The following is a 19,451-nucleotide window of genomic DNA, read 5'->3' on the forward strand; positions in this document are numbered from 1 at the left end:
AACTCTTAACTTTACTTAGAGTAAAGTTCGACGATTAGTTGTTCGTTAATGTCCGCAGACAGATCTGAACGCTCAGGTAGGCGCTTGAAGCTACCTTCCATTTTCTTACCGTCAACTTCAACCCAAGTCGGCTTTTCACGTTGCTCAGCCAACTCTAGAGCAGCGATGATACGTGCTTGTGTTTTTGACTTCTCACGAATTACAACAGTATCTTCTGGAGTAATTACGTATGAAGGGATGTTCACTACACGACCATTAACTAAAATCGCTTTGTGGCTTACTAACTGACGTGCTTCAGCGCGTGTGCTAGCAAAACCCATGCGATATACAACATTGTCTAAACGTTGCTCTAAAAGCTGTAACAAGTTTTCACCTGTATTACCTTTAAGGCGAGCAGCTTCTTTGTAGTAGTTACGGAATTGCTTTTCTAATACACCGTAGATACGACGTACTTTTTGCTTTTCACGTAGCTGTAAACCGTAATCAGATAAGCGACCTTTACGAGCGCCGTGCTGACCAGGTGCAGTCTCAAGTTTACACTTAGAGTCGATAGCTCTTACGCCGCTCTTAAGGAACAGGTCAGTACCTTCACGACGACTCAGCTTGAGCTTAGGGCCCAAATATCTTGCCATGTTATTTCTCCTAACCTATTGTTAAACGCGACGTTTCTTCGGTGGACGACAACCATTATGAGGGATTGGCGTCACGTCAGTGATGTTGGTGATACGGTAACCAGCAGCATTCAAAGCACGTACAGCAGATTCACGACCTGGACCTGGACCTTTGATGAAAACTTCTAGATTTTTTAAACCGTATTCTTGAGCAGCAGTACCTGCACGCTCTGCAGCAACCTGAGCCGCGAATGGAGTAGATTTACGTGAACCACGGAAACCTGAACCACCTGCTGTTGCCCAAGATAGTGCATTACCTTGACGGTCGGTAATTGTTACAATAGTGTTGTTGAAAGAAGCATGAACGTGAGCCATACCATCAGCAACTTGCTTTTTAACCTTCTTACGACGAATTGGTGCTTTAGCCATAATCTACCCCACCTTATTTCTTGATAGGCTTGCGAGGACCCTTACGAGTACGCGCGTTAGTCTTAGTACGTTGACCACGTAGTGGTAACGAACGACGGTGACGTAGGCCACGGAAACAACCAAGGTCCATAAGGCGCTTGATATTTAATGTAACTTCACGACGAAGGTCACCTTCTACAGTGTACTTGCCAACTGCTTCACGCAATACGTCAAGTGTTTCGTCTGAAAGTTCACCGATTTTTGTGGTCTCGGCGATACCAGTCGCTGCTAAGATTTCCTTAGAGCGAGTCTTACCTATGCCATAAATAGCAGTTAAACCGATAACTGCATGTTTATGATCAGGGACGTTAATGCCAGCGATACGGGCCACTAACACATCTCCTATATTTGAATTTGGTAATCATCTGTTTGAAAAGCCCGTAAGGATACTCAAACGAAGACCAAATCACAACTAAAAACACAGGCCGAGTAAATAACTCAGCCTGCACGACTGTTTAATTAGCCTTGCCTTTGCTTGTGCTTAGGCTCACTGCAAATTACGCGTACTACACCAGCACGTTTAATAACTTTACAGTTACGGCATATTTTCTTAACGGAAGCACGTACTTTCATTGCTCAACTCCGTAAAATGACCTTATCGACCGTAGCCTTTAAGGTTTGCTTTTTTCAGCACAGAATCATACTGATGTGACATCAGATGCGTCTGTACTTGTGCCATAAAGTCCATGATTACAACAACGATAATCAAAATTGATGTACCGCCGAAATAGAATGGCGTTTGCCATGCCATAGTCATGAATTCGGGCACCAGACAGATAAAGGTTATATACAAAGCACCTGCCAATGTCAGGCGTGTCATCACTTTATCAATGTATTTAGATGTCTGCTCACCTGGACGAATACCTGGGATAAATGCGCCAGATTTTTTCAGGTTATCTGCTGTTTCACGCGGGTTAAATACCAACGCGGTGTAGAAAAAGCAGAAGAAGATAATAGCCGCAGCTAAAACCATCGCATATAAAGGTTGACCTGGAGTCAACGTTGTAGCGATTGCTTGTAGCACATCAGCGACCGGACCTTCACCCTGGCCGAACCAGCTTGCAATTGTACCAGGGAACAGAATTATACTGCTAGCGAAGATTGGTGGAATAACACCCGCCATGTTTACTTTCAGTGGTAAGTGCGTGCTTTGAGCAGCAAATACCTGACGACCTTGTTGACGCTTTGCGTAGTTAACAACGATACGACGTTGGCCACGTTCAAAGAATACAACTAAGTAAGTAACAGCGAATACGATTACAGCAATCAATAACAGTACAAGTACATTCAGATCACCTTGGCGCGCCATTTCGGCTGTCGAACCAATAGCAGACGGCAGGTTAGCTACGATACCAACAAAAATCAGAACTGAGATACCGTTACCGATACCACGTTCTGTAATTTGTTCGCCCAACCACATTAGGAACATAGTACCAGTTACTAAACTCACTACAGCAGTGAAGTAGAAACCGATACCAGGGTTAACAACTAACCCGTCCATCATGCCCGGTAAGCTAGTAGCAATACCGATTGATTGGATTGTAGCAAGCACAAGCGTGCCGTAGCGTGTGTACTGGCTAATTTTCTTACGCCCTTGCTCACCTTCTTTCTTAAGCTCTATAAACGGCGGATACATATGCGTTAATAGTTGCGTAATAATCGAAGCCGAGATGTACGGCATAATACCCAGTGCTAACACTGAAGCTCGCTCAAGCGCACCACCGCTGAACATGTTAAACATTTCAACAATGGTGCCCTTTTGTTGCTCGAAGAAATCGGCAAGTACAGCGGCGTCAATCCCAGGGATCGGCACGAATGAACCTAGACGGTAAATAATGATAGCACCTAATACAAATAGTAATCGACGCTTCAATTCCGAAAGCCCACTTTGTGCACTTTTCATATCTTGACCTGGTTTAGCCATTAGTACTTCCTTAGTCTTCTACCTTGCCTCCGGCAGCTTCGATAGCTTCGCGAGCACCTTTAGTCACTTTAAGACCTTTAACGGTAACTGCGCGTGAAACTTCGCCAGATTTAACTACTTTAACGAACTGGATGTTCTTTTTAACTAGACCAGCTGCTTGTAACGCGTTTACGTCTACTACATCGCCTTCAACTTTAGCGATTTCAAAAAGGTTAACTTCAGTAGATACTAATGATTTACGTGAAGTGAAACCAAATTTAGGTAGACGACGTTGCATAGGCATTTGACCGCCTTCGAAACCAACGCGTACTTTACCGCCAGAACGTGATTTTTGGCCTTTATGACCACGGCCACCAGTCTTACCAAGACCAGAACCAATACCACGACCTAGACGTTTCTTTTCAGTTTTTGCACCAGCAGCAGGTGAAAGTGTATTCAAATGCATCGAATTAACCCTCAACCTTTACCATGTAAGAAACTTGGTTAATCATACCACGCACACATGCTGTGTCTTCTAACTCAACAGTGTGATTGATACGACGTAGACCAAGACCGCGTAATGTAGCTTTATGCTTCGGTAAACGACCGATAGAGCTCTTTACTTGTGTTACTTTTACAGTTTTATTAGCCATGGTTTACCCCGTGATTTCGTCAACGCTAAGACCACGTTTAGCAGCGATTGACTCTGGAGAGTTCATGTTCTCTAGAGCAGCAATCGTTGCACGAACGATGTTGATCGGGTTAGTTGAACCGTATGCTTTTGACAATACGTTCTGTACACCAGTTACTTCTAGTACTGCACGCATCGCACCACCGGCGATGATACCTGTACCTTCAGAAGCAGGCTGCATGTATACTTTAGAACCCGCGTGGCGACCCTTGATTGGGTGCTGTAGCGTGTTACCGTTAAGGTCTACACTGATCATGTTGCGACGTGCTTTTTCCATTGCTTTTTGAATAGCAGCTGGAACTTCACGTGCTTTACCATAACCAAAACCTACTTTACCTGCGCCGTCACCAACTACTGTTAGTGCAGTGAAGCTAAAGATACGACCACCTTTAACCACTTTAGACACACGGTTTACCGCGATTAGCTTTTCAGCCAAATCAGGCTGTTGTTGCTTTGCTTCTACGTTAGCCATTGTCTACTCCTAGAATTGCAGACCGGCTTCACGCGCTGCATCAGCAAGCGCCTTCACACGGCCGTGATATTTAAAGCCACTGCGATCAAAAGCAATCTTTTCGATGCCTTTGTCAGCTGCACGTTCAGCAACCGCTTTACCAACTGCTTGAGCAGCTGCAACGTTACCTGTGCCTTTAACTGTTTCGCTAATTGCTTTTTCAACAGTAGAAGCAGCAGCCAGTACAGTACCCTCAGCAGTAACTACTTGAGCGTAAATGTGACGTGGCGTGCGGTGGATAACAAGACGCGTTGTGCCTTGTTCAATATAATTTCTACGAGTGCGTTTAGCACGACGTAGACGAGCTGTTTTTTTATCCATCGTCTTACCTTACTTCTTCTTAGCCTCTTTACGGCGTACATTCTCGTCCGCGTAACGAACACCTTTACCTTTATAAGGCTCAGGTTTACGGTATGCACGGATGTTAGCAGCTGTTTGACCAACTAACTGCTTGTCTACGCCCTTAACTAGAACTTCTGTTTGGCTTGGTGTTTCAATCGTAATACCTTCTGGTACTTCGAAATTCACTGGGTGTGAGAAACCAAGAGTTAAGTCTAATACTTTGCCCTTAGCTGCTGCACGGTAACCAACACCTACTAACTGAAGTTTCTTCTCGTAACCTTCATGCGTACCAACAACCATGTTGTTGATTAGAGCGCGAGCAGTACCTGCTTGTGCCCATGCATTAGCTACGCCTTCACGAGGTAAAGTTGTAATAACGTTGTCGTTAACTTGTACTTCAACAGCGTCGTTGATAGTACGAGTTAATTCACCGTTTTTGCCTTTAACTGTGATGTCCTGGCCTTTTAATGTAACTTCTACACCGGCAGGAACATTGATTGGTGCCTTTGCTATGCGAGACATAGTTCCCCTCCGATTAAGCTACAAAGCCAATGATCTCACCACCAACGCCGGCACTACGTGCTGCGCGGTCTGTCATTAGGCCTTTAGAAGTTGATACGATAGCGATACCAAGACCACCCATTACCTTTGGTAATTCGTCACGTTTCTTATAGATACGTAGACCAGGGCGGCTAACACGCTGGATATTTTCAATAACAGCTTTGCCTTCGAAATATTTTAAATCGATAGAAAGCTCAGGCTTCGCTTCACCGCTTACAGCGTAATCTGCGATATAACCTTCATCTTTTAATACTTTAGCTACTGCTACTTTCAGTTTTGAAGTTGGCATCGTTACTGATACTTTCTTCGCTGACTGACCGTTACGGATACGTGTAAACAAATCCGCAATAGGATCTTGCAAGCTCATAGTCTTACTCCCGTGATACTATTACCAGCTAGCCTTTTTAAGGCCAGGAATTTCACCGCGCATAGCTGCTTCGCGAACTTTGATACGGCTCATGCCGAATTTGCGAAGGTAACCATGTGGGCGGCCCGTAACGTTACAACGATTACGTTGACGTGAAGAGCTAGAATCACGTGGTAAAGCTTGTAGCTTTAATACCGCGTCCCAACGATCATCGTCAGATGTATTAACATCACTGATGATAGCTTTTAGTGCCGCACGCTTTTCAGCGAACTGAGCAACTAATTTCGCACGCTTTGCTTCGCGCGCTTTCATAGAATTCTTTGCCATAACCCTACCCTTATTTCTTGAATGGGAAGTTAAACGCTTCTAACAACGCACGGCCTTCATCATCTGTTTTCGCAGAAGTAGTGATTGTGATATCCATACCGCGAACACGGTCTACTTTATCATAATCGATTTCTGGGAAGATGATTTGCTCACGTACGCCCATGCTGTAGTTACCACGTCCATCAAAAGACTTAGCACTTACACCACGGAAGTCACGGATACGTGGGATAGCGATTGAAACCAAACGCTCAAAAAAGTCCCACATACGCTCGCCACGTAGGGTTACTTTACAACCAATTGGGTAACCTTCACGCACTTTGAAGCCAGCAACTGATTTGCGTGCTTTAGTGATTAGAGGTTTCTGACCAGAGATTGCTTCTAGATCCGCAACAGCGTTATCTAGGATCTTCTTGTCAGCTAGAGCTTCGCCCACACCCATGTTTAATGTGATCTTTTCGATCTGAGGGACTTGCATGACAGAGCTGAAACCAAACTTCTCTTGAAGCTCAGCAACTACTTTGTCTTTATATACTTCATGCAGTTTCGCCATCATTCTACTCCAACTATTAGATAGTTTTACCAGTAGATTTAAAGATACGTAATTTCTTACCATCTTCAATCTTGAAACCTACACGATCTGCTTTACCCGTTTCCGAGTTGTAGATCGCAACGTTTGATACGTCGATAGACGCTTCTTTCTCAACAATACCGCCAGCTTGGTTCAACTGAGGAACAGGCTTTTGGTGCTTCTTGATTAAGTTGATGCCTTCGACAAATACTCGACCAGATTCAGCAACAACTGAAAGCACTTTACCGCGCTTACCTTTGTCTTTGCCTGCTAGTACGATTACTTCGTCATCACGACGGATTTTTGCTGCCATGATAGACTCCTTATAGTACTTCTGGTGCTAGTGAAACGATTTTCATGAACTTTTCAGTACGAAGTTCACGAGTCACAGGGCCGAAGATACGAGTACCAATTGGCTGTAAGTTATCGTTTAAGATAACAGCCGCATTGCTATCGAAACGGATCAAAGAACCGTCCGGACGACGAACGCCTTTTTTAGTACGCACAACTACCGCGTTTTTAACATCACCTTTCTTCACTTTACCGCGAGGAATAGCTTCTTTTACAGAAACTTTGATGATATCGCCAACCGCTGCATAGCGACGGTGCGAACCGCCAAGGACTTTAATACACTGCACTTTGCGAGCGCCGCTGTTATCAGCAACGTCCAGCTGAGTTTGCATTTGGATCATGTTAATGACCTCCGGTGTAGAAATTACAACACGCCTTAATTTTGTTTAAAATCAAGACATTTCGGTTAAATTCCACTCAAAAAACAAGCAAGTTGTCTCTTAAGGGCGGGCAATTGTAGCAGCAATGGCAAGGAAGTGGTAGGTTATTTTTTAATTAATTTGGAATTAATCGTAATGCCTGCATTGAGGAATTACAGCAGCTTGCTGTAATGTTATTGATTATAAAACAAACAGGGCGAAAATGCGCCCTGTTTTTGACTTTAATTAAATTTTTATTAATTACCAAATAGACCTTTTAACTTGTCTTTAATTTTATCTTTGGCTTTTTCTTTGACTTCTTCTTTCGCCGCATCACTGACATCTAAGCTATAACCAACATCATGGAATGGGCCTTTGATACGCAGTGGAATTTTAAAGCCGGTACTGTCATCTGTCGTGCCTTGCCCTTCGATTGAATCAACTATCCCCGTTACTAAGCGATAGTCTACATTCGTCATAGGTAAATCAACTTTACCTGAGCCTGTAATGCGAATAAGTGGGCTAAGTAGTGACAAGTCTTTATTTTCACCAACACCGTTAGTGAATACAAAACTACCCTGCAATGCTGAGAAGTCTGTTTGCTGTGAGTTATCAAAGCCAGTATCTAAACCTTCTGATACTGCGCTTAAGTTACCTTTGATTAGCTCTTTTGCTTTACGAACCATCTCTGCAATATTGGCACCTTTTACCGCACCATCAGCAAACTCAAAGCCTAACTTACCATTTAAAGCATTGATAAAGCTCTTTTGGCTTTGACCTGTGGTCGTTAGATCCCAGTTTAGAGAACCTTTACCCATTAACTTATCGAAACCAGCCGCATCAGTTAGCAATGGCTGCGCATCAATTTTATCTAAAGAAAAGTTAGTACTAATTTTATAAGGTGTTTGCTTGGCGTTAACGGTTATCACACCTTTACCATTGCCCTCATAAGCAACAAACTTGTCTAGACTGATTTTAGCCACTGCATTTTTTAGGTTCACCGTTAACTGGTTTTCACCAAGGGTAATATCATTTGCTTGTAAGCCACTTGAACGCACGACTACATTTGCATCAAGTGCATTTAAGCCGCTCATATCAATTGCAGTATCATCCCAAACAATTGGTTGTGCTGGCGCATCTGCTGCAGGCTCTGCTTGTTCTTCTTTAGCTACGCCCTCTGGTAGGTAAGGGTTTAAATCAAGCATGCCTAAATCAATATCGGCATTCACAGCTAAGCGGTCACCAAGCTTAATATCGCTTTTACCTTTAATTTGCAGCTCATCTAGGGTGGCAAGTAGCTCAGTAAGCTTAAACTGCTGTCCTTTTAGGTGCATTGACCCCTTTACATTAAAGGCATTAAACGCATTTTCTTTTGCATTAAGCTCAACACCTTGCCAACTCGCAATATTTTTTACTGAGTCACCACTGACAGAAAGAAGCCCTTGCACGTCATTACCCATTTCTGCAATTGCACCTTTAAAATTCAAATCGACTAAGCGTGAATCAACCTCAGTGCTTACATTAAAGGTTTCGCCTTCAATCGCTTTAACAGGTGTATCTAGCGTGACATCTAAATCAAAGCGCTCACCCATATAGGTAATACCGCCTTTTAATTCTAAGGTCTTACGAAGAGAAGGTAATAAGATTGCTAATTCTAAATCGCTTATCTGTTGCTTTGCCCCGGTTTTGCCATCTAGATAAGTGAAAGTACCACCGTAGATTGCTACTTCACCAAGTTCGATATCAAAGTTATCTGGTAAGTTAACAGCGCCAGAACTCTTTTGCTGCTCTGTCTGTGGTTGCTCAGCAACCGCATCAAATAGTTGCCAGTTTGCTTTACCATTTTTATCGGTTTCTAACAAAATCGTTGGTTCGTTAATCACAAATTTATCAAGCTTAAACTCACCGCCAAATAACGACATCCACGGGATACGGATAGCAAGTTGCTGCATGCTTGCCATATCTTTTTGCGAGCCTGTTTGCATATTGGCAAAGTGCACATCATTCAATTCGAGTTTTAATGATGGAAATACCGACAGCTTTTTATCGCCATTAATAGTCAGACTACGACCTGTGGTTTGTTCTACTTGCTCCGATACTTTATTAAATATCGCGTCTGTAGGTATTAGGAATGGTGCAGCGACTACCAATGCAATCAGTAATACGAAGATGACACCAACGATTTTCAGTAAGGTTTTCATAATCATCCTTAAAAATGGGCAAACAATGTTCTTATCATAGCGGGAGTTAGGCGTAATTGCATTGCCGAACACACAAAAAGGTTTGTAAACAAGCTTAGGTACAAGAATATGAATCAGCGCTGAAACTTTTTGATACCTACAGGTTACAAAAAGTTCTTGACCAAATGATACCCTAGGGTCACATTGATACCTGTAGGTTACATTTGAGTTTAAAATAAAAGGAAACGATTATGTCTATGCAAGATATCAAAACGGAAGAAAAGTTTATGAGTCATAACGCATGGTTTTCAATATTCATGGGAGTCACGTTATTAATTATTAGTGTTTACCCAATGCTCAAGCAAACATCAGCACCGTTACTGCTTATTGGCGGTACCGCATTTTTAGGCTCTTTCTTTATGTTTGTGATTAGAGGGGGATTTACATGGAAACTTGGTTATCGCCTTACGTATAAGGATGAGTTTTTAAATACGATTGATACCATCGCTTATAAACATGTAGTGCTTGGATTGCTTTTTAGCATGGGGGCTATTTTTTTATTCTCTGATGAACTTGCTTTAAATGTATCTCATAGCATGATGGCCACATTTTACCTTGCTTTGATGTGTTTGATATATGGCGTATCAATTCTTTGGCAAAGTAGAGACTAGGTATAAAAGTGCAAAATAGTATCGCTAAATTCCGCAAAGAAAAGGGGTTATCGCAGCAAGAACTTGCTGATGCCATTGCAGTATCACGTAAAACCATTAGCACAGTTGAAACAGGCCGCTTTATACCCTCAGTGATTATCGCGTTAAAAATTGCTGCTTACTTTGAACTCAGTGTTGAGCAATTATTTACACTCGATGACAATGATTAATTAACCACGTTAGTCGCAATCTTACTTATAAATTATCAGTAAGATTGCATCATTTCATTACTTCGGTATGATGCACGGCCCTGTTGTTTTTGCACCCTGTGTACTAAAATTAAACAACCCAATTTGGTCAAAACTGGAGTATCGATTAAGCATGAAGAAACTGCTTATTTCACCGTCAAAAATGGCGCTTGGCGAGCAAGAAAGTCAAATTTATCAAAATATCCTCAAGCAAGCCTCTGATATCAGCTTAAACCTTATGGCAGTTAAAGTAGAAAACCACCCTGAAGACTTTTTAGGTTGGTGCTATGAGCTATTAAGTGCAAGCCGTGATCGCATTAACTACGATCTGTTAGAAGATAAGCAATTACCCACTCTTAAAAAACTTCATGACTTATTAATTTCTGCAATCAGTTTTTTGCAGTTAAAAACATTAAGGGTTGCGCCATGGCCTGTTATTGCAGGCTTCATCGAGCAGCATAAAGAGCTTGTAGCCCTTGATGAGCAATTACGTTTAGCTAATTACATTGCTGCAATTAAATCGCAATCCCTAAAAGAGATGATCCCAGAAGACCGTTTAGCGTTTTCAGGTAAACACAGTGCCTCGCTTGATCCAAGCAGCTATAACTTCGACGTTGAATGGTTTGCTTCTACTAAGAACGCAAAAGGTTTCCACCAAATGTTGAGTGATTTACCAGGTGCGTTCGATGAGGCGCTTGTACACATTCCACTTGAGGGTGAAGTAACGCAAGAACATTATCAGCATTTTATGGTTGCTTACTTCATGGCATTTAATGGCAGCGATGAAAAGCCAACGCTTGCTCCTGCTACTCGCTTGCTTGCGATGCGCCGACCTGACGTGTTTACACCAATCGTAAATAGTAAACTTGATGCCCTTTGTGCGGCATTAGGCATTACTAAGCTTAATAACCGTGATTTTGAGCGCTACTGGCAAGATGTTGTTGAAGCCATTCATAGCATGCCTTGGTTCAAAATGGCCAGTGCAGCAAATGAGCTTGAACAATCTCTGGTTGAAATCAAAGCCCTATTGCCTTGCTTCTTTTATTATGCAGATAAAAGTACCGCTGATAACTCTAACTATATTAAGTTGTTAAACAAACCTAAGAGTACCACAAGCTCAGCAGGTAAAAAGACCGTACGCCGTGGCAAAGAATCAGCAGAGATACTGGTGGACCGCGCATTAGCAAGTGATGATATCCCTGAACATATCAAAGCTAAGCGCGATTCAATCATCAGTGAAGTTGAAAAAGGCCGCAGTGTTGAAGAAACCATTACTCTAATGCGTGCAATTTTCGGCTAAGTTACTCTCAAATAAGCAAAACCCGGTTGCTTCGCAATTGTGCAACCGGGTTATTTTTTGCACCACACATGTGCGCATGAACAATTCAAATAACCATCCTTTTCACAATTAAATAAGTTTAAAAGCCTGTTTTTAAAGACTTTAAGCATAAAATATCCCGCTCAAAATTAACTTGGCACAACCAGTGCAATATCGTATCCAGACAACACATAGAAAATGTCCTCAAATAATAACCAGACTGCAATCTGAAAATGGGACAAAATCAACATAACAACAGGATACAGAAACATGCTAAAACTAAAAAAAACGGTCGCAGCAAGCGCCCTTGCGCTATTAACTTTGAGCTCAACATATAGCTACGCAGAAGTCACAGCAAACGCTGCGGCAACTTCAAACTACTTATGGCGTGGTCAAGAGCAAGGCGGTGGTGATGCTGCAATCCAAGGTGGTATCGACTACGCAAGTGAATCTGGCTTTTATGCGGGTACTTGGGTATCGAATGCTAGCTGGGCTGACGACATGACTTACGAGCTAGACCTTTATGCTGGTTTTGGCGGTGAAATCAATGAAACCTTTAGCTACGATGTTGGCTACATTTATTATGCATACCCAGATGCAGCGTCTTATACAGATGCAGACTTCTCAGAAATCTACGGTAGCATTAGCATGGGTAGCTTCACCTTTGGTGCAGCAGTCCTAGCAACATCAGCAGCAAGCGGTGACGGTACAGATTTTGGTGACTCTCTATATTTAAATGCTGACTATAGCTTCCCAGTTGGCAGTACCGGTGCAGAAATGGCCCTTCACTTAGGTCATTACTCAGGGGATTTCATTGGTGATGATGACATCATCGACTACGGTGTTTCAGTGTCGAAAGACGGCTTTACTTTCGGTCTTTCAGACAACGACATTGATGGTTCAGATGTAAAAGTGTATGTCGCTTACGCGGTTGACTTCACTTTATAAAGAATGTGTTACTTGCTGCAACACGAAGGGCCGTTAAGGCCCTTTTCTCGTTTTGGGCTATATATTAAGGCACACTATGCCCGGTTGAGCCTTGCCAAATGCGATACCATTGTTCACGGTTCATAGTAAGCTGCTTAGCTTCAACAGCTGATTTAACACGCTCAATATTACCCGTACCAAGTACCACAGACGGTGCACTTGGGTGCATTAACAGCCAAGCATAAACAACTTGATCAATGGCTGTGGCGCCAATTTCAGCACCAACCTGCTCCAACACTGTACGTAAACGCACCGCTTTTTCATCATCACTTGAGAATATACGACCCCCAGCTAATGGTGACCAAAGCATAGGTTTGATATCGAGCAATTGGCATTGGTCTAAGCTGCCATCATCAAGGGCTTTCATCTCGTAAGGTGAAAACTCAATTTGATTAGTTACAAGCTCAAAGTCTAAACGCGACTGCAACAAGCTAAGTTGCGATGGGGTGAAATTAGATACACCAAAATCAATCACGTCACCATTTGCTTTTAGGGTATTAAATGCTTGTGCCATTTCATCGGCGTTCATCAAGTAATCAGGGCGATGGATAAGTAATACATCTAAACGATCGGTGTTAAAGTTTTTAAGTGACTGCTGTGCTGAGGCAATTATATGCGCGGCACTTGAATCATAATGATTTGCTTTGCCTTGTAACCCTAGGCTTGCAAACGCAGGCTTAATACCGCATTTAGTGATTATTTTGATTTCATCACGAATACTTGGTTTTAGTTTAAGCGCTTTACCAAATTCGGCTTCACAACCGTACTCACCGTAGATGTCAGCGTGATCGGTATGTGACACACCCATTTCAATTGCATTTTCTAAAAAACTTAAGCATTGCTGTGGCGTTACCTGCCAATCTAACAAGCGCCAGAATCCTAATACCAACTCATCAATACAACGACCTTTGCTATTCACCATAACGACCTACTATTCCTAATAAATTCGACTCAAATTAATCCTTAAACCATATCACAGATTTACTAATCACAGCTGTTAACATACAGTTACAAAACAAATTGCTAATTTGTTACTAAACAGGATATTTTAGTACCTAAAAACAAATGTTATAAAACAAGGAATAAAAAATGAAATCATCAAATGTCATGACCGCATTGGTTGATATTTTTATCAGCCCGAGCAAAGCCTTTAATGGCTTAAAAGAAGCAAAAGGTTGGTCTTTTGTTGCCTTTATTTTACTTGCCGGCATCCTCGCTGCCAGCATGTTTGCTTTTTACAATAAAGCTGACCCGCAGTTTTTAATCGATCAACAAGTGGCAGCGGCCAGTGTTGATGCCACCATTGCAGAACAAAAAATGATTCGCCAAAGTATGGAGCAAACCATAGATATGCAAGTGTGGTTTGCTATATTTGGTGGCATCATTGGTTTGGCTGTTATTAATGCTCTAATGGCAGGCTACTACCTATTTGTATCTAAGCAAGATCCAGAAGCTAACTACGGTTATGGTGCGTGGTATGGCTTTGGTGTGTGGACCATGATGCCAATGATTATCTCAAGTCTTGGTTTACTCATCTTAGTATTAACTGCGAGTACCGACCAAATCTCACAGACGTTATTTAACTATGCTTCGATTAACCAACTTTTAATTGGTTTAGAAATTGGCCACCCATTTTACACCTTACTTGAAAGTCTCAATATCTTTTCTATTTGGGGTATTTTCATCGCAGCTATCGGTTTGAAGAGCTGGACTAATTTCACTTTCAATAAAGCGCTACTGTTTGCAGCTCTACCAAGTATTGTTATTTACGGTATTTGGACTGTAATCGCTCTCGTTTAATTCTGCTTTGAGCGGCAATATGCCGCTCTTAACTACCAAGGAAGTAACATGAAAAAAGCCATTATTATTGGCCTCGCTGTTACGGCATTTGTCGCTTTACTGATTTCAAAACAAGTCACAGGCAATAAAGATGCACCAGAAATGCATATTGCAGAAGTTGAACAAGGCAATATTGCCGATTCAATTTTAGCCTCTGGCAACCTAGTCTTTAACACCCAAGTGCAACTGCGCTCAGAAGTGACAGGCCGTGTAGCGAAAGTGTTTGTAGAGGAAGGTGAAAGTGTCACTGAGGGCGATATTTTAATGCGCCTAGATACGACCGCGTTTGAATCTGAAGTTGCACGCAACAAGGCCGTGCTTCGCGCGACCGAAATCGATATTAAACATAGCGAAACCCGATTGAAAAATATCGAGCGTCAACTAAGCCGCCAGAAAGAGCTTTATGAAGTGGGCCTTGCTGGCCAAGAGGTATATGAAAACCTACAAAATGCCCGCGATTTAGCAAAAATAGATATTGAAGCAAAACGTGAAGCTTACAACCAAGCCCAAGCATCGTTATTGATTGCTGAAGACCGTTTAAATAAAAGCGTGTTTCGCGCTCCAATGAGTGGCCTACTTGCTTCGGTCAATATTAAAGAAGGTGAAACTGTTATTGCCGGAACAACTAACATTATTGGCTCAGACCTGATGTTAGTAGCAGACCCCAGCGCAATATTAGCCGAGCTTCGAGTGGATGAGACCGATATTGCCGGTATCAAATTAGACCAACATGCAGATATCTATGCCGCCGCTTACCCAAATCAACCTTTCACTGGCAAAGTAATAAACATTGGCACATCAGCAAAAAATCAAGCCGGTTCTCAGGGCTTATCATTTAAAGTCAAAGTACTGCTTGATGCCACTGACCGCCAGCTTTATGCCGGAATGAGCTGCCGCGCAGAAATCGCCACAAGCATTGCCGAAAATGGCTTAAAACTGCCTATTGAAGCTATTCAAAAAGAGGATGATAGCTACTTTGTCTGGAAGCTTAATGCAGATAATACAGTAACTAAAACAGCGGTAACGGTAGGTATTTCTTCAGATATAGAGCAAGCACTAACCAGCGGTGTTGTTAAAGGAGATCGTATTGTTATCGGCCCTGCTAGACCACTTAGCTCACTAAAAGAGGGTGATACGATAGCCGTTAAAAACAGCCCTGAAAAAGGTGCTAACTAATGTCTGCGGTGATCAAACTCAGTAATATCAATAAACAATACAAAATGGGCGAACAAGTTTTCAAAGCCCTTGATGATATTAATATTGAAATTGCACAAAATGAGTATGTTGCCATCATTGGCCCTTCTGGCTCAGGTAAATCAACCCTGATGAACTTGCTTGGCTGCTTAGATACTCCCACCAGTGGTGACTACTATTTAAAAGATAAGCTAGTAAAGCGCATGACCGAAACGGAGCTTGCTCATCAGCGTAATGAAAGTGTTGGCTTTATTTTTCAAAGTTTCAATTTATTACCACGAGCATCCGCTCTTGAAAATGTTATGCAGCCTTTGGTGTATCGATTTATTTCTGCCAAAGAGCGAAAGCAACAAGCGCTCGAATCATTACAACGGGTTGGTCTTGGCGATAAGGTAAACCACCTTTCAAGCCAGCTTTCTGGTGGCCAACGGCAACGTGTCGCTATTGCTCGCGCATTGGTTACTAAACCCCACATTCTACTTGGTGATGAGCCTACCGGTAACCTAGATAGTAAAACCACCACTGAGATCATGGCGCTGTTTGATGAGCTTCATAACGAAGGGCACACCATCATTTTGGTTACTCATGAACAAGATATTGCTGATCACTGCCAACGTGTTATTCGCTTAGTTGATGGCAAGGTTGTTAGTGATACCCGTAAAGGCGAAGGAACAAGACAACATGTTTAAATCTGCTATCGCTGTAATGGAAGGTACAAAAGCCGCACTGATGGCAATTAAAGCCAATGCGATGCGCAGTGCCCTTACCTGCTTAGGCATTATTATTGGTGTTGCAGCGGTTGTTACCGTGGTGGCAGTGATGCAAGGGTTTACCAAGCAAATTAATGATCAGCTTGCTGATATGTCTCCCGATGTCACCAATATAAAACCTTACACTAGCGTAGAAAAAGAAATGGTAGGTCAACAAGCAAAGTTAACCTACAGCGACTTTTTAACTCTAAAAGCCCGAGTGAAAGAAGCCGAAACCTTTACTGCGCTAATGTTTACTTGGCGCTTTTCTGGTGCAGCAGAGTATGGCAATAAAAGTCATGCTTCACGGGTAATGGGCACCGAGCAAGACTACCAAAAAGCTTATCGCACCTACCCAGAACTCGGGCGGTTTATTCGCGCAGAAGATGATGAAAAACGCCGTCGAGTGGCGTTTATTGGCCCTTCAATTATCGAAAAGCTTAACCTGCCTGCAAACCCTGTAGGTGAATATATCAAACTCGGTGGTGAGTGGTTTCGCATTATTGGTGTTGCTGAAAAACAAGGTAGTTTATTAGGTTTTGACCAAGACGATTACATTAATATTCCAATAAGTACCATGAGTGCGCTAGAAGGCGGCAGTGTTGATACCAATGTACAAATGATGTTTCGTTTGAAAGACGATGCTAACGAAACCCAAGTACTGGCTAAAATTCGCCGTATCTTACGTCAATTACATAAATTAAAAGACGGTGAAGATGACGACTTTGAATTTGAAACCGCCGAAAAAGCCCGTGCTAATATCGATAAATTTACCGGAAGTGCTACCGCAATTACCGCGGGGATAGTGGGTATCAGCCTGGTAGTTGGTGGTATCGGAGTGATGAATATCATGCTGGTTTCGGTAACAGAACGCACACGTGTTATCGGCACTTTAAAAGCATTGGGAGCAACACCTGGCTTTATTATGCTGCAATTTTTAGTTGAAGCGGTGGTGCTATCACTGTTTGGTGGTTTAATTGGTTTAGCGATTGGTTATGGTGCTGCGGCACTGATTTCGTTATCAGTGCCGAGCATGCCAGATGCCTACATACCGGGTTGGGCGATTATGCTGTCATTTGGCTTTACTTCATTGATTGGTATTGTGTTTGGCTTAGCGCCCGCTATTAAAGCGGCACGCTTAAACCCAATTGATGCGCTGCGTTATGAATAACTAGTCTGGCTTATAAGGTACTTGAGCGCAGCTTATTTCAACTGTTTTCGGGTACCAAATAGGCCCAACTTGGTTTACTGCAACTTCAGCTAAGCCATTGGTGAACGACTTATAAGTGTGAACGGTTTGCCATTCGGAATCAGGACACTCCTCAGATAAGTCGACAGGCTTTGAACCTTCGTAAAGCGCTGCGGCAAAGTTATGATGCCATTGCTCTGTTGCAGGCGCTTTATTGGCTTGTGCAGCACTGCCATTATCAAAGTAGATATTTGTGCAACCACTTAAGGTTGCTACTAACACTGTTGTTACTAGTAGGCTTTTCATAATTGTTGCTCCTGTGCTTGTTGCTCACACCATACTTTTACTGTGTGAGGAGCATAAATTCCGAGTGTAACGAGTCCTAATGCGCCATCAGCGAATGTTTGTTGCGATTGCATTTGGGCAACTTTTTTATCTTGGCAAATAGCCTTTACATCAACGCGTTCTTCACCAACGAGGCCCCACAAAAAGAATGGGCGGCTATCTTGGTAATCAGCTTTAGTGGCTAATTTATTGGTTGTTTTTTCTGGCACTATGGTGACTGATGAACACGCTGTCACCGATAAGGCAAGCAGCATACAGGCCATTTGTTTCATGAGTAGTTCCTTTATCTGAGTTGTTAAGCTCAGTAAGTATAAGAATATGAGTACTCATTTTGGGTAAGAAAGCGTATAGAAATTGTAGGAAATACTACAGTTTCTAACATTTAGCCTTTGAACTAAACTGGGGCTATCGACGACTAACTCTTGAGAAAAGTAACTAAAGGTCATTATGACGGCATATCTGCGTATATTTTTATTACTTGTGTGTTTGAGTGTGCTGTCTTGGTATAGCTTTTCAAGCGATCCTAGCTCTGATGAGCAACAAGGTATAACCAAAACCGCTGTGAACCTTGCTAATTGCCAACAGCAATTAGCGCAAAGCCGCATGCAAACTTACGCTAAACATTATATTTTGCCCTATCAGTTCAAGTTATTGAGTTGGAATATCTACAAAGCACAAATAGATGGCTTACTCACAGATTTGCAAAAGCTAAATGCCGATGCTGATATTGTGTTACTACAAGAAGCTATCGAAGAGCCTGCGCTTACAAAGCTCAAACCCTATTGGCGCTTTGCTAAAGGGTATAAGAGTGGCGGCGTGCAATCAGGGGTTATGACACTCAGCCGCTGGCCAGCTACTGTGCATTGTACACTCACCCATAAAGAACCTTGGCTACGTAGCCCAAAAGCCACCAATATTGTGGAGTATGCGCTGCCAGATCAACAGTTATTACTGAGTATTAACCTTCATGCCATTAACTTTACGATTGGTATAAGTGACTTTAAACAACAGCTAGACGATGCCGCCGCTATTATGCGAACGCATAAAGGCCCAATCGTATTTGCCGGTGATCTCAATACCTGGAGTGATGAGCGCCAAGCCTTATTACAGCAAACATTAACCCAACTAGGTTTGCACGAAGCTATCTATTTAGATGATAAGCGCACCAAAGCATTTGGATTAGCACTTGACCAAGTGTGGGTGCGAGGTGTCAAAATAGAAACAACCGTTGTGCCTGAGCTTGCAAGCTCAGATCATAACCCAATTATTGCAACCCTGACGATAGAGCATCAAACGCTATGAGATTATGTATGAGAGGATATTGGTTTATCGCGTTAATATTATTGAGCATTAGCCAATTCAGTGATGCAGCCACCCCCGAACAAGAGATAAATCACCTCATTGATTTTGTTGCTAAAAGCGATGCCGTATTTATTCGCAACGGCACAGAGCACTCAAGCCAAGATGCTGCCGAACACCTTGCTATGAAGTATCGAAAAGCGACCCGCTATGCAAAAACTGCAGAAAAATTTATCGAAAACCTAGCGAGTAAAAGCTCATGGAGCGGTAAGCCCTATAAAGTAAGACTCAGCAATGGGTCGTTACTCAATGCAAAAGATTGGTTGAGCAATGAATTAAAAGAGTACCGCCGAAACCAACATATTCATAATTAAAATCATCAACACACAAGAAG

Annotated in this window: 29 protein-coding genes; 10 read left to right on the forward strand and 19 right to left on the reverse strand. The window is 42.4% G+C overall.

Features of this window, described 5'->3' with window-relative positions; translation table 11 throughout:
• Positions 1-11: 11 nt before the first annotated feature.
• The 16 genes from rpsD to J8Z28_RS16315 all read right to left on the reverse strand — a co-directional run bounded on the left by rpsD (position 12) and on the right by J8Z28_RS16315 (position 9,260).
• Positions 12-632, reverse strand: coding sequence for a 30S ribosomal protein S4 (gene rpsD / locus J8Z28_RS16240; protein WP_036974007.1), 621 nt, complete (start codon positions 630-632; stop codon positions 12-14).
• A gap of 21 nt (positions 633-653) precedes the next feature.
• A complete protein-coding gene (gene rpsK / locus J8Z28_RS16245) occupies positions 654-1,040 on the reverse strand; it encodes a 30S ribosomal protein S11 (RefSeq protein WP_036974009.1) in 387 nt (128 codons plus the stop codon).
• A 13-nt stretch (positions 1,041-1,053) separates the two neighbouring features.
• Entirely contained in the window at positions 1,054-1,410 is a 357-nt protein-coding gene (gene rpsM / locus J8Z28_RS16250; protein WP_054562818.1) for a 30S ribosomal protein S13, read from the reverse strand.
• A gap of 128 nt (positions 1,411-1,538) precedes the next feature.
• A complete protein-coding gene (gene rpmJ / locus J8Z28_RS16255; RefSeq protein ID WP_002959476.1) occupies positions 1,539-1,652 on the reverse strand; it encodes a 50S ribosomal protein L36 in 114 nt (37 codons plus the stop codon).
• Between the two features lie 22 nt (positions 1,653-1,674).
• Complete coding sequence (gene secY, locus J8Z28_RS16260) at positions 1,675-3,003, reverse strand: preprotein translocase subunit SecY (protein WP_036974013.1); 1,329 nt, start codon at positions 3,001-3,003, stop codon at positions 1,675-1,677.
• Between the two features lie 10 nt (positions 3,004-3,013).
• Positions 3,014-3,448 carry a 50S ribosomal protein L15 gene (rplO, locus tag J8Z28_RS16265; protein ID WP_054554386.1) on the reverse strand — a complete coding sequence of 145 codons (435 nt, stop codon included), beginning with the start codon at positions 3,446-3,448 and terminating at the stop codon, positions 3,014-3,016.
• Between the two features lie 4 nt (positions 3,449-3,452).
• Positions 3,453-3,635, reverse strand: a complete 183-nt coding sequence (rpmD, locus tag J8Z28_RS16270; protein ID WP_016710201.1) for a 50S ribosomal protein L30 — start codon at positions 3,633-3,635, stop codon at positions 3,453-3,455.
• Positions 3,636-3,638: 3 nt separating this feature from the next.
• Positions 3,639-4,145: a 30S ribosomal protein S5 gene (rpsE, locus tag J8Z28_RS16275; RefSeq protein ID WP_036974018.1), complete on the reverse strand. Its 507-nt coding sequence runs from the start codon at positions 4,143-4,145 to the stop codon at positions 3,639-3,641.
• Positions 4,146-4,154: 9 nt separating this feature from the next.
• The gene (gene rplR, locus J8Z28_RS16280) at positions 4,155-4,505 is read right to left on the reverse strand and encodes a 50S ribosomal protein L18 (RefSeq protein ID WP_036974021.1); all 351 of its coding nucleotides are present in this window, start codon (positions 4,503-4,505) and stop codon (positions 4,155-4,157) included.
• Between the two features lie 9 nt (positions 4,506-4,514).
• Positions 4,515-5,048 (reverse strand): 50S ribosomal protein L6, encoded by a 534-nt coding sequence (gene rplF / locus J8Z28_RS16285; protein ID WP_054554387.1) that lies wholly within the window; start codon positions 5,046-5,048, stop codon positions 4,515-4,517.
• A 13-nt stretch (positions 5,049-5,061) separates the two neighbouring features.
• Complete coding sequence (gene rpsH / locus J8Z28_RS16290) at positions 5,062-5,454, reverse strand: 30S ribosomal protein S8 (protein ID WP_054554388.1); 393 nt, start codon at positions 5,452-5,454, stop codon at positions 5,062-5,064.
• Between the two features lie 21 nt (positions 5,455-5,475).
• A complete protein-coding gene (rpsN, locus tag J8Z28_RS16295) occupies positions 5,476-5,781 on the reverse strand; it encodes a 30S ribosomal protein S14 (protein WP_054554389.1) in 306 nt (101 codons plus the stop codon).
• A gap of 10 nt (positions 5,782-5,791) precedes the next feature.
• Positions 5,792-6,331 carry a 50S ribosomal protein L5 gene (rplE, locus tag J8Z28_RS16300; protein WP_054554390.1) on the reverse strand — a complete coding sequence of 180 codons (540 nt, stop codon included), beginning with the start codon at positions 6,329-6,331 and terminating at the stop codon, positions 5,792-5,794.
• Positions 6,332-6,347: 16 nt separating this feature from the next.
• Positions 6,348-6,662 carry a 50S ribosomal protein L24 gene (gene rplX, locus J8Z28_RS16305; protein WP_054554391.1) on the reverse strand — a complete coding sequence of 105 codons (315 nt, stop codon included), beginning with the start codon at positions 6,660-6,662 and terminating at the stop codon, positions 6,348-6,350.
• A gap of 10 nt (positions 6,663-6,672) precedes the next feature.
• On the reverse strand, positions 6,673-7,041 hold the full coding sequence (rplN, locus tag J8Z28_RS16310; RefSeq protein ID WP_010378257.1) for a 50S ribosomal protein L14: 369 nt from the start codon (positions 7,039-7,041) through the stop codon (positions 6,673-6,675).
• 275 nt (positions 7,042-7,316) lie between these two features.
• The gene (locus J8Z28_RS16315) at positions 7,317-9,260 is read right to left on the reverse strand and encodes an AsmA family protein (RefSeq protein ID WP_062564823.1); all 1,944 of its coding nucleotides are present in this window, start codon (positions 9,258-9,260) and stop codon (positions 7,317-7,319) included.
• 230 nt (positions 9,261-9,490) lie between these two features.
• Between J8Z28_RS16315 and J8Z28_RS16320 the strand changes: the two genes are divergently transcribed.
• From J8Z28_RS16320 to J8Z28_RS16335, 4 genes are all read left to right on the forward strand, one after another.
• A complete protein-coding gene (locus J8Z28_RS16320) occupies positions 9,491-9,910 on the forward strand; it encodes a hypothetical protein (protein WP_062564822.1) in 420 nt (139 codons plus the stop codon).
• An 8-nt stretch (positions 9,911-9,918) separates the two neighbouring features.
• Positions 9,919-10,119, forward strand: a complete 201-nt coding sequence (locus J8Z28_RS16325; protein WP_250659679.1) for a helix-turn-helix transcriptional regulator — start codon at positions 9,919-9,921, stop codon at positions 10,117-10,119.
• 151 nt (positions 10,120-10,270) lie between these two features.
• On the forward strand, positions 10,271-11,437 hold the full coding sequence (locus J8Z28_RS16330; protein WP_063530021.1) for a hypothetical protein: 1,167 nt from the start codon (positions 10,271-10,273) through the stop codon (positions 11,435-11,437).
• 288 nt (positions 11,438-11,725) lie between these two features.
• On the forward strand, positions 11,726-12,403 hold the full coding sequence (locus J8Z28_RS16335) for a TorF family putative porin (protein WP_054554395.1): 678 nt from the start codon (positions 11,726-11,728) through the stop codon (positions 12,401-12,403).
• A 64-nt stretch (positions 12,404-12,467) separates the two neighbouring features.
• On the opposite strand, the gene J8Z28_RS16340 is transcribed toward J8Z28_RS16335, so the two are convergent.
• Positions 12,468-13,364 (reverse strand): aldo/keto reductase, encoded by an 897-nt coding sequence (locus J8Z28_RS16340; protein WP_208855481.1) that lies wholly within the window; start codon positions 13,362-13,364, stop codon positions 12,468-12,470.
• Positions 13,365-13,531: 167 nt separating this feature from the next.
• Here J8Z28_RS16340 and J8Z28_RS16345 point away from each other — a divergent pair, with 167 nt between their 5' ends.
• From J8Z28_RS16345 to J8Z28_RS16360, 4 genes are read left to right on the forward strand one after another with little or no spacing between them, the layout of a single operon-like run.
• Positions 13,532-14,242: a YIP1 family protein gene (locus tag J8Z28_RS16345; RefSeq protein ID WP_058586182.1), complete on the forward strand. Its 711-nt coding sequence runs from the start codon at positions 13,532-13,534 to the stop codon at positions 14,240-14,242.
• A gap of 48 nt (positions 14,243-14,290) precedes the next feature.
• A complete protein-coding gene (locus J8Z28_RS16350; RefSeq protein WP_062564821.1) occupies positions 14,291-15,457 on the forward strand; it encodes an efflux RND transporter periplasmic adaptor subunit in 1,167 nt (388 codons plus the stop codon).
• On the forward strand, positions 15,457-16,164 hold the full coding sequence (locus tag J8Z28_RS16355; protein WP_054562823.1) for an ABC transporter ATP-binding protein: 708 nt from the start codon (positions 15,457-15,459) through the stop codon (positions 16,162-16,164). Before J8Z28_RS16350 ends, J8Z28_RS16355 begins: the two co-directional genes overlap by 1 nt.
• Positions 16,157-17,395, forward strand: coding sequence for an ABC transporter permease (locus J8Z28_RS16360; protein WP_062564820.1), 1,239 nt, complete (start codon positions 16,157-16,159; stop codon positions 17,393-17,395). The genes J8Z28_RS16355 and J8Z28_RS16360 overlap by 8 nt, the downstream gene beginning before the upstream one ends.
• Here the strand turns inward: J8Z28_RS16360 and J8Z28_RS16365 are convergent, their stop codons facing one another.
• Both J8Z28_RS16365 and J8Z28_RS16370 read right to left on the reverse strand, forming a co-directional pair.
• Positions 17,396-17,719 (reverse strand): Bor/Iss family lipoprotein, encoded by a 324-nt coding sequence (locus J8Z28_RS16365; protein ID WP_054562825.1) that lies wholly within the window; start codon positions 17,717-17,719, stop codon positions 17,396-17,398.
• The gene (locus J8Z28_RS16370; RefSeq protein ID WP_054554401.1) at positions 17,716-18,030 is read right to left on the reverse strand and encodes a Bor family protein; all 315 of its coding nucleotides are present in this window, start codon (positions 18,028-18,030) and stop codon (positions 17,716-17,718) included. The genes J8Z28_RS16365 and J8Z28_RS16370 overlap by 4 nt, the downstream gene beginning before the upstream one ends.
• A 175-nt stretch (positions 18,031-18,205) precedes the next feature.
• Here J8Z28_RS16370 and J8Z28_RS16375 point away from each other — a divergent pair, with 175 nt between their 5' ends.
• A complete protein-coding gene (locus J8Z28_RS16375) occupies positions 18,206-19,060 on the forward strand; it encodes an endonuclease/exonuclease/phosphatase family protein (protein ID WP_062564819.1) in 855 nt (284 codons plus the stop codon).
• Positions 19,061-19,068: 8 nt separating this feature from the next.
• Positions 19,069-19,431 (forward strand): YfeK family protein, encoded by a 363-nt coding sequence (locus J8Z28_RS16380; RefSeq protein WP_240701518.1) that lies wholly within the window; start codon positions 19,069-19,071, stop codon positions 19,429-19,431.
• Positions 19,432-19,451: the final 20 nt, after the last annotated feature.

The sequence above is a fragment of the Pseudoalteromonas sp. SCSIO 43088 genome (assembly GCF_023650795.1).
GTDB classification, from domain to species: domain Bacteria; phylum Pseudomonadota; class Gammaproteobacteria; order Enterobacterales; family Alteromonadaceae; genus Pseudoalteromonas; species Pseudoalteromonas shioyasakiensis.

Excerpts from the sequence above, each read along its gene's own strand:
- rpsD (WP_036974007.1), bottom strand. The coding sequence starts at position 632 with ATGGCAAGATATTTGGGCCCTAAGCTCAAGCTGAGTCGTCGTGAAGGT.
- rpsK (WP_036974009.1), bottom strand. The coding sequence starts at position 1,040 with ATGGCTAAAGCACCAATTCGTCGTAAGAAGGTTAAAAAGCAAGTTGCT.
- rpmJ (WP_002959476.1), bottom strand. The coding sequence starts at position 1,652 with ATGAAAGTACGTGCTTCCGTTAAGAAAATATGCCGTAACTGTAAAGTT.
- secY (WP_036974013.1), bottom strand. The coding sequence starts at position 3,003 with ATGGCTAAACCAGGTCAAGATATGAAAAGTGCACAAAGTGGGCTTTCG.
- rplO (WP_054554386.1), bottom strand. The coding sequence starts at position 3,448 with ATGCATTTGAATACACTTTCACCTGCTGCTGGTGCAAAAACTGAAAAG.
- rpmD (WP_016710201.1), bottom strand. The coding sequence starts at position 3,635 with ATGGCTAATAAAACTGTAAAAGTAACACAAGTAAAGAGCTCTATCGGT.
- rpsE (WP_036974018.1), bottom strand. The coding sequence starts at position 4,145 with ATGGCTAACGTAGAAGCAAAGCAACAACAGCCTGATTTGGCTGAAAAG.
- rplR (WP_036974021.1), bottom strand. The coding sequence starts at position 4,505 with ATGGATAAAAAAACAGCTCGTCTACGTCGTGCTAAACGCACTCGTAGA.
- rplF (WP_054554387.1), bottom strand. The coding sequence starts at position 5,048 with ATGTCTCGCATAGCAAAGGCACCAATCAATGTTCCTGCCGGTGTAGAA.
- rpsH (WP_054554388.1), bottom strand. The coding sequence starts at position 5,454 with ATGAGCTTGCAAGATCCTATTGCGGATTTGTTTACACGTATCCGTAAC.
- rpsN (WP_054554389.1), bottom strand. The coding sequence starts at position 5,781 with ATGGCAAAGAATTCTATGAAAGCGCGCGAAGCAAAGCGTGCGAAATTA.
- rplE (WP_054554390.1), bottom strand. The coding sequence starts at position 6,331 with ATGGCGAAACTGCATGAAGTATATAAAGACAAAGTAGTTGCTGAGCTT.
- rplX (WP_054554391.1), bottom strand. The coding sequence starts at position 6,662 with ATGGCAGCAAAAATCCGTCGTGATGACGAAGTAATCGTACTAGCAGGC.
- rplN (WP_010378257.1), bottom strand. The coding sequence starts at position 7,041 with ATGATCCAAATGCAAACTCAGCTGGACGTTGCTGATAACAGCGGCGCT.
- J8Z28_RS16315 (WP_062564823.1), bottom strand. The coding sequence starts at position 9,260 with ATGAAAACCTTACTGAAAATCGTTGGTGTCATCTTCGTATTACTGATT.
- J8Z28_RS16320 (WP_062564822.1), top strand. The coding sequence starts at position 9,491 with ATGTCTATGCAAGATATCAAAACGGAAGAAAAGTTTATGAGTCATAAC.
- J8Z28_RS16330 (WP_063530021.1), top strand. The coding sequence starts at position 10,271 with ATGAAGAAACTGCTTATTTCACCGTCAAAAATGGCGCTTGGCGAGCAA.
- J8Z28_RS16335 (WP_054554395.1), top strand. The coding sequence starts at position 11,726 with ATGCTAAAACTAAAAAAAACGGTCGCAGCAAGCGCCCTTGCGCTATTA.
- J8Z28_RS16340 (WP_208855481.1), bottom strand. The coding sequence starts at position 13,364 with ATGGTGAATAGCAAAGGTCGTTGTATTGATGAGTTGGTATTAGGATTC.
- J8Z28_RS16345 (WP_058586182.1), top strand. The coding sequence starts at position 13,532 with ATGAAATCATCAAATGTCATGACCGCATTGGTTGATATTTTTATCAGC.
- J8Z28_RS16350 (WP_062564821.1), top strand. The coding sequence starts at position 14,291 with ATGAAAAAAGCCATTATTATTGGCCTCGCTGTTACGGCATTTGTCGCT.
- J8Z28_RS16355 (WP_054562823.1), top strand. The coding sequence starts at position 15,457 with ATGTCTGCGGTGATCAAACTCAGTAATATCAATAAACAATACAAAATG.
- J8Z28_RS16360 (WP_062564820.1), top strand. The coding sequence starts at position 16,157 with ATGTTTAAATCTGCTATCGCTGTAATGGAAGGTACAAAAGCCGCACTG.
- J8Z28_RS16365 (WP_054562825.1), bottom strand. The coding sequence starts at position 17,719 with ATGAAAAGCCTACTAGTAACAACAGTGTTAGTAGCAACCTTAAGTGGT.
- J8Z28_RS16370 (WP_054554401.1), bottom strand. The coding sequence starts at position 18,030 with ATGAAACAAATGGCCTGTATGCTGCTTGCCTTATCGGTGACAGCGTGT.
- J8Z28_RS16375 (WP_062564819.1), top strand. The coding sequence starts at position 18,206 with ATGACGGCATATCTGCGTATATTTTTATTACTTGTGTGTTTGAGTGTG.
- J8Z28_RS16380 (WP_240701518.1), top strand. The coding sequence starts at position 19,069 with ATGAGAGGATATTGGTTTATCGCGTTAATATTATTGAGCATTAGCCAA.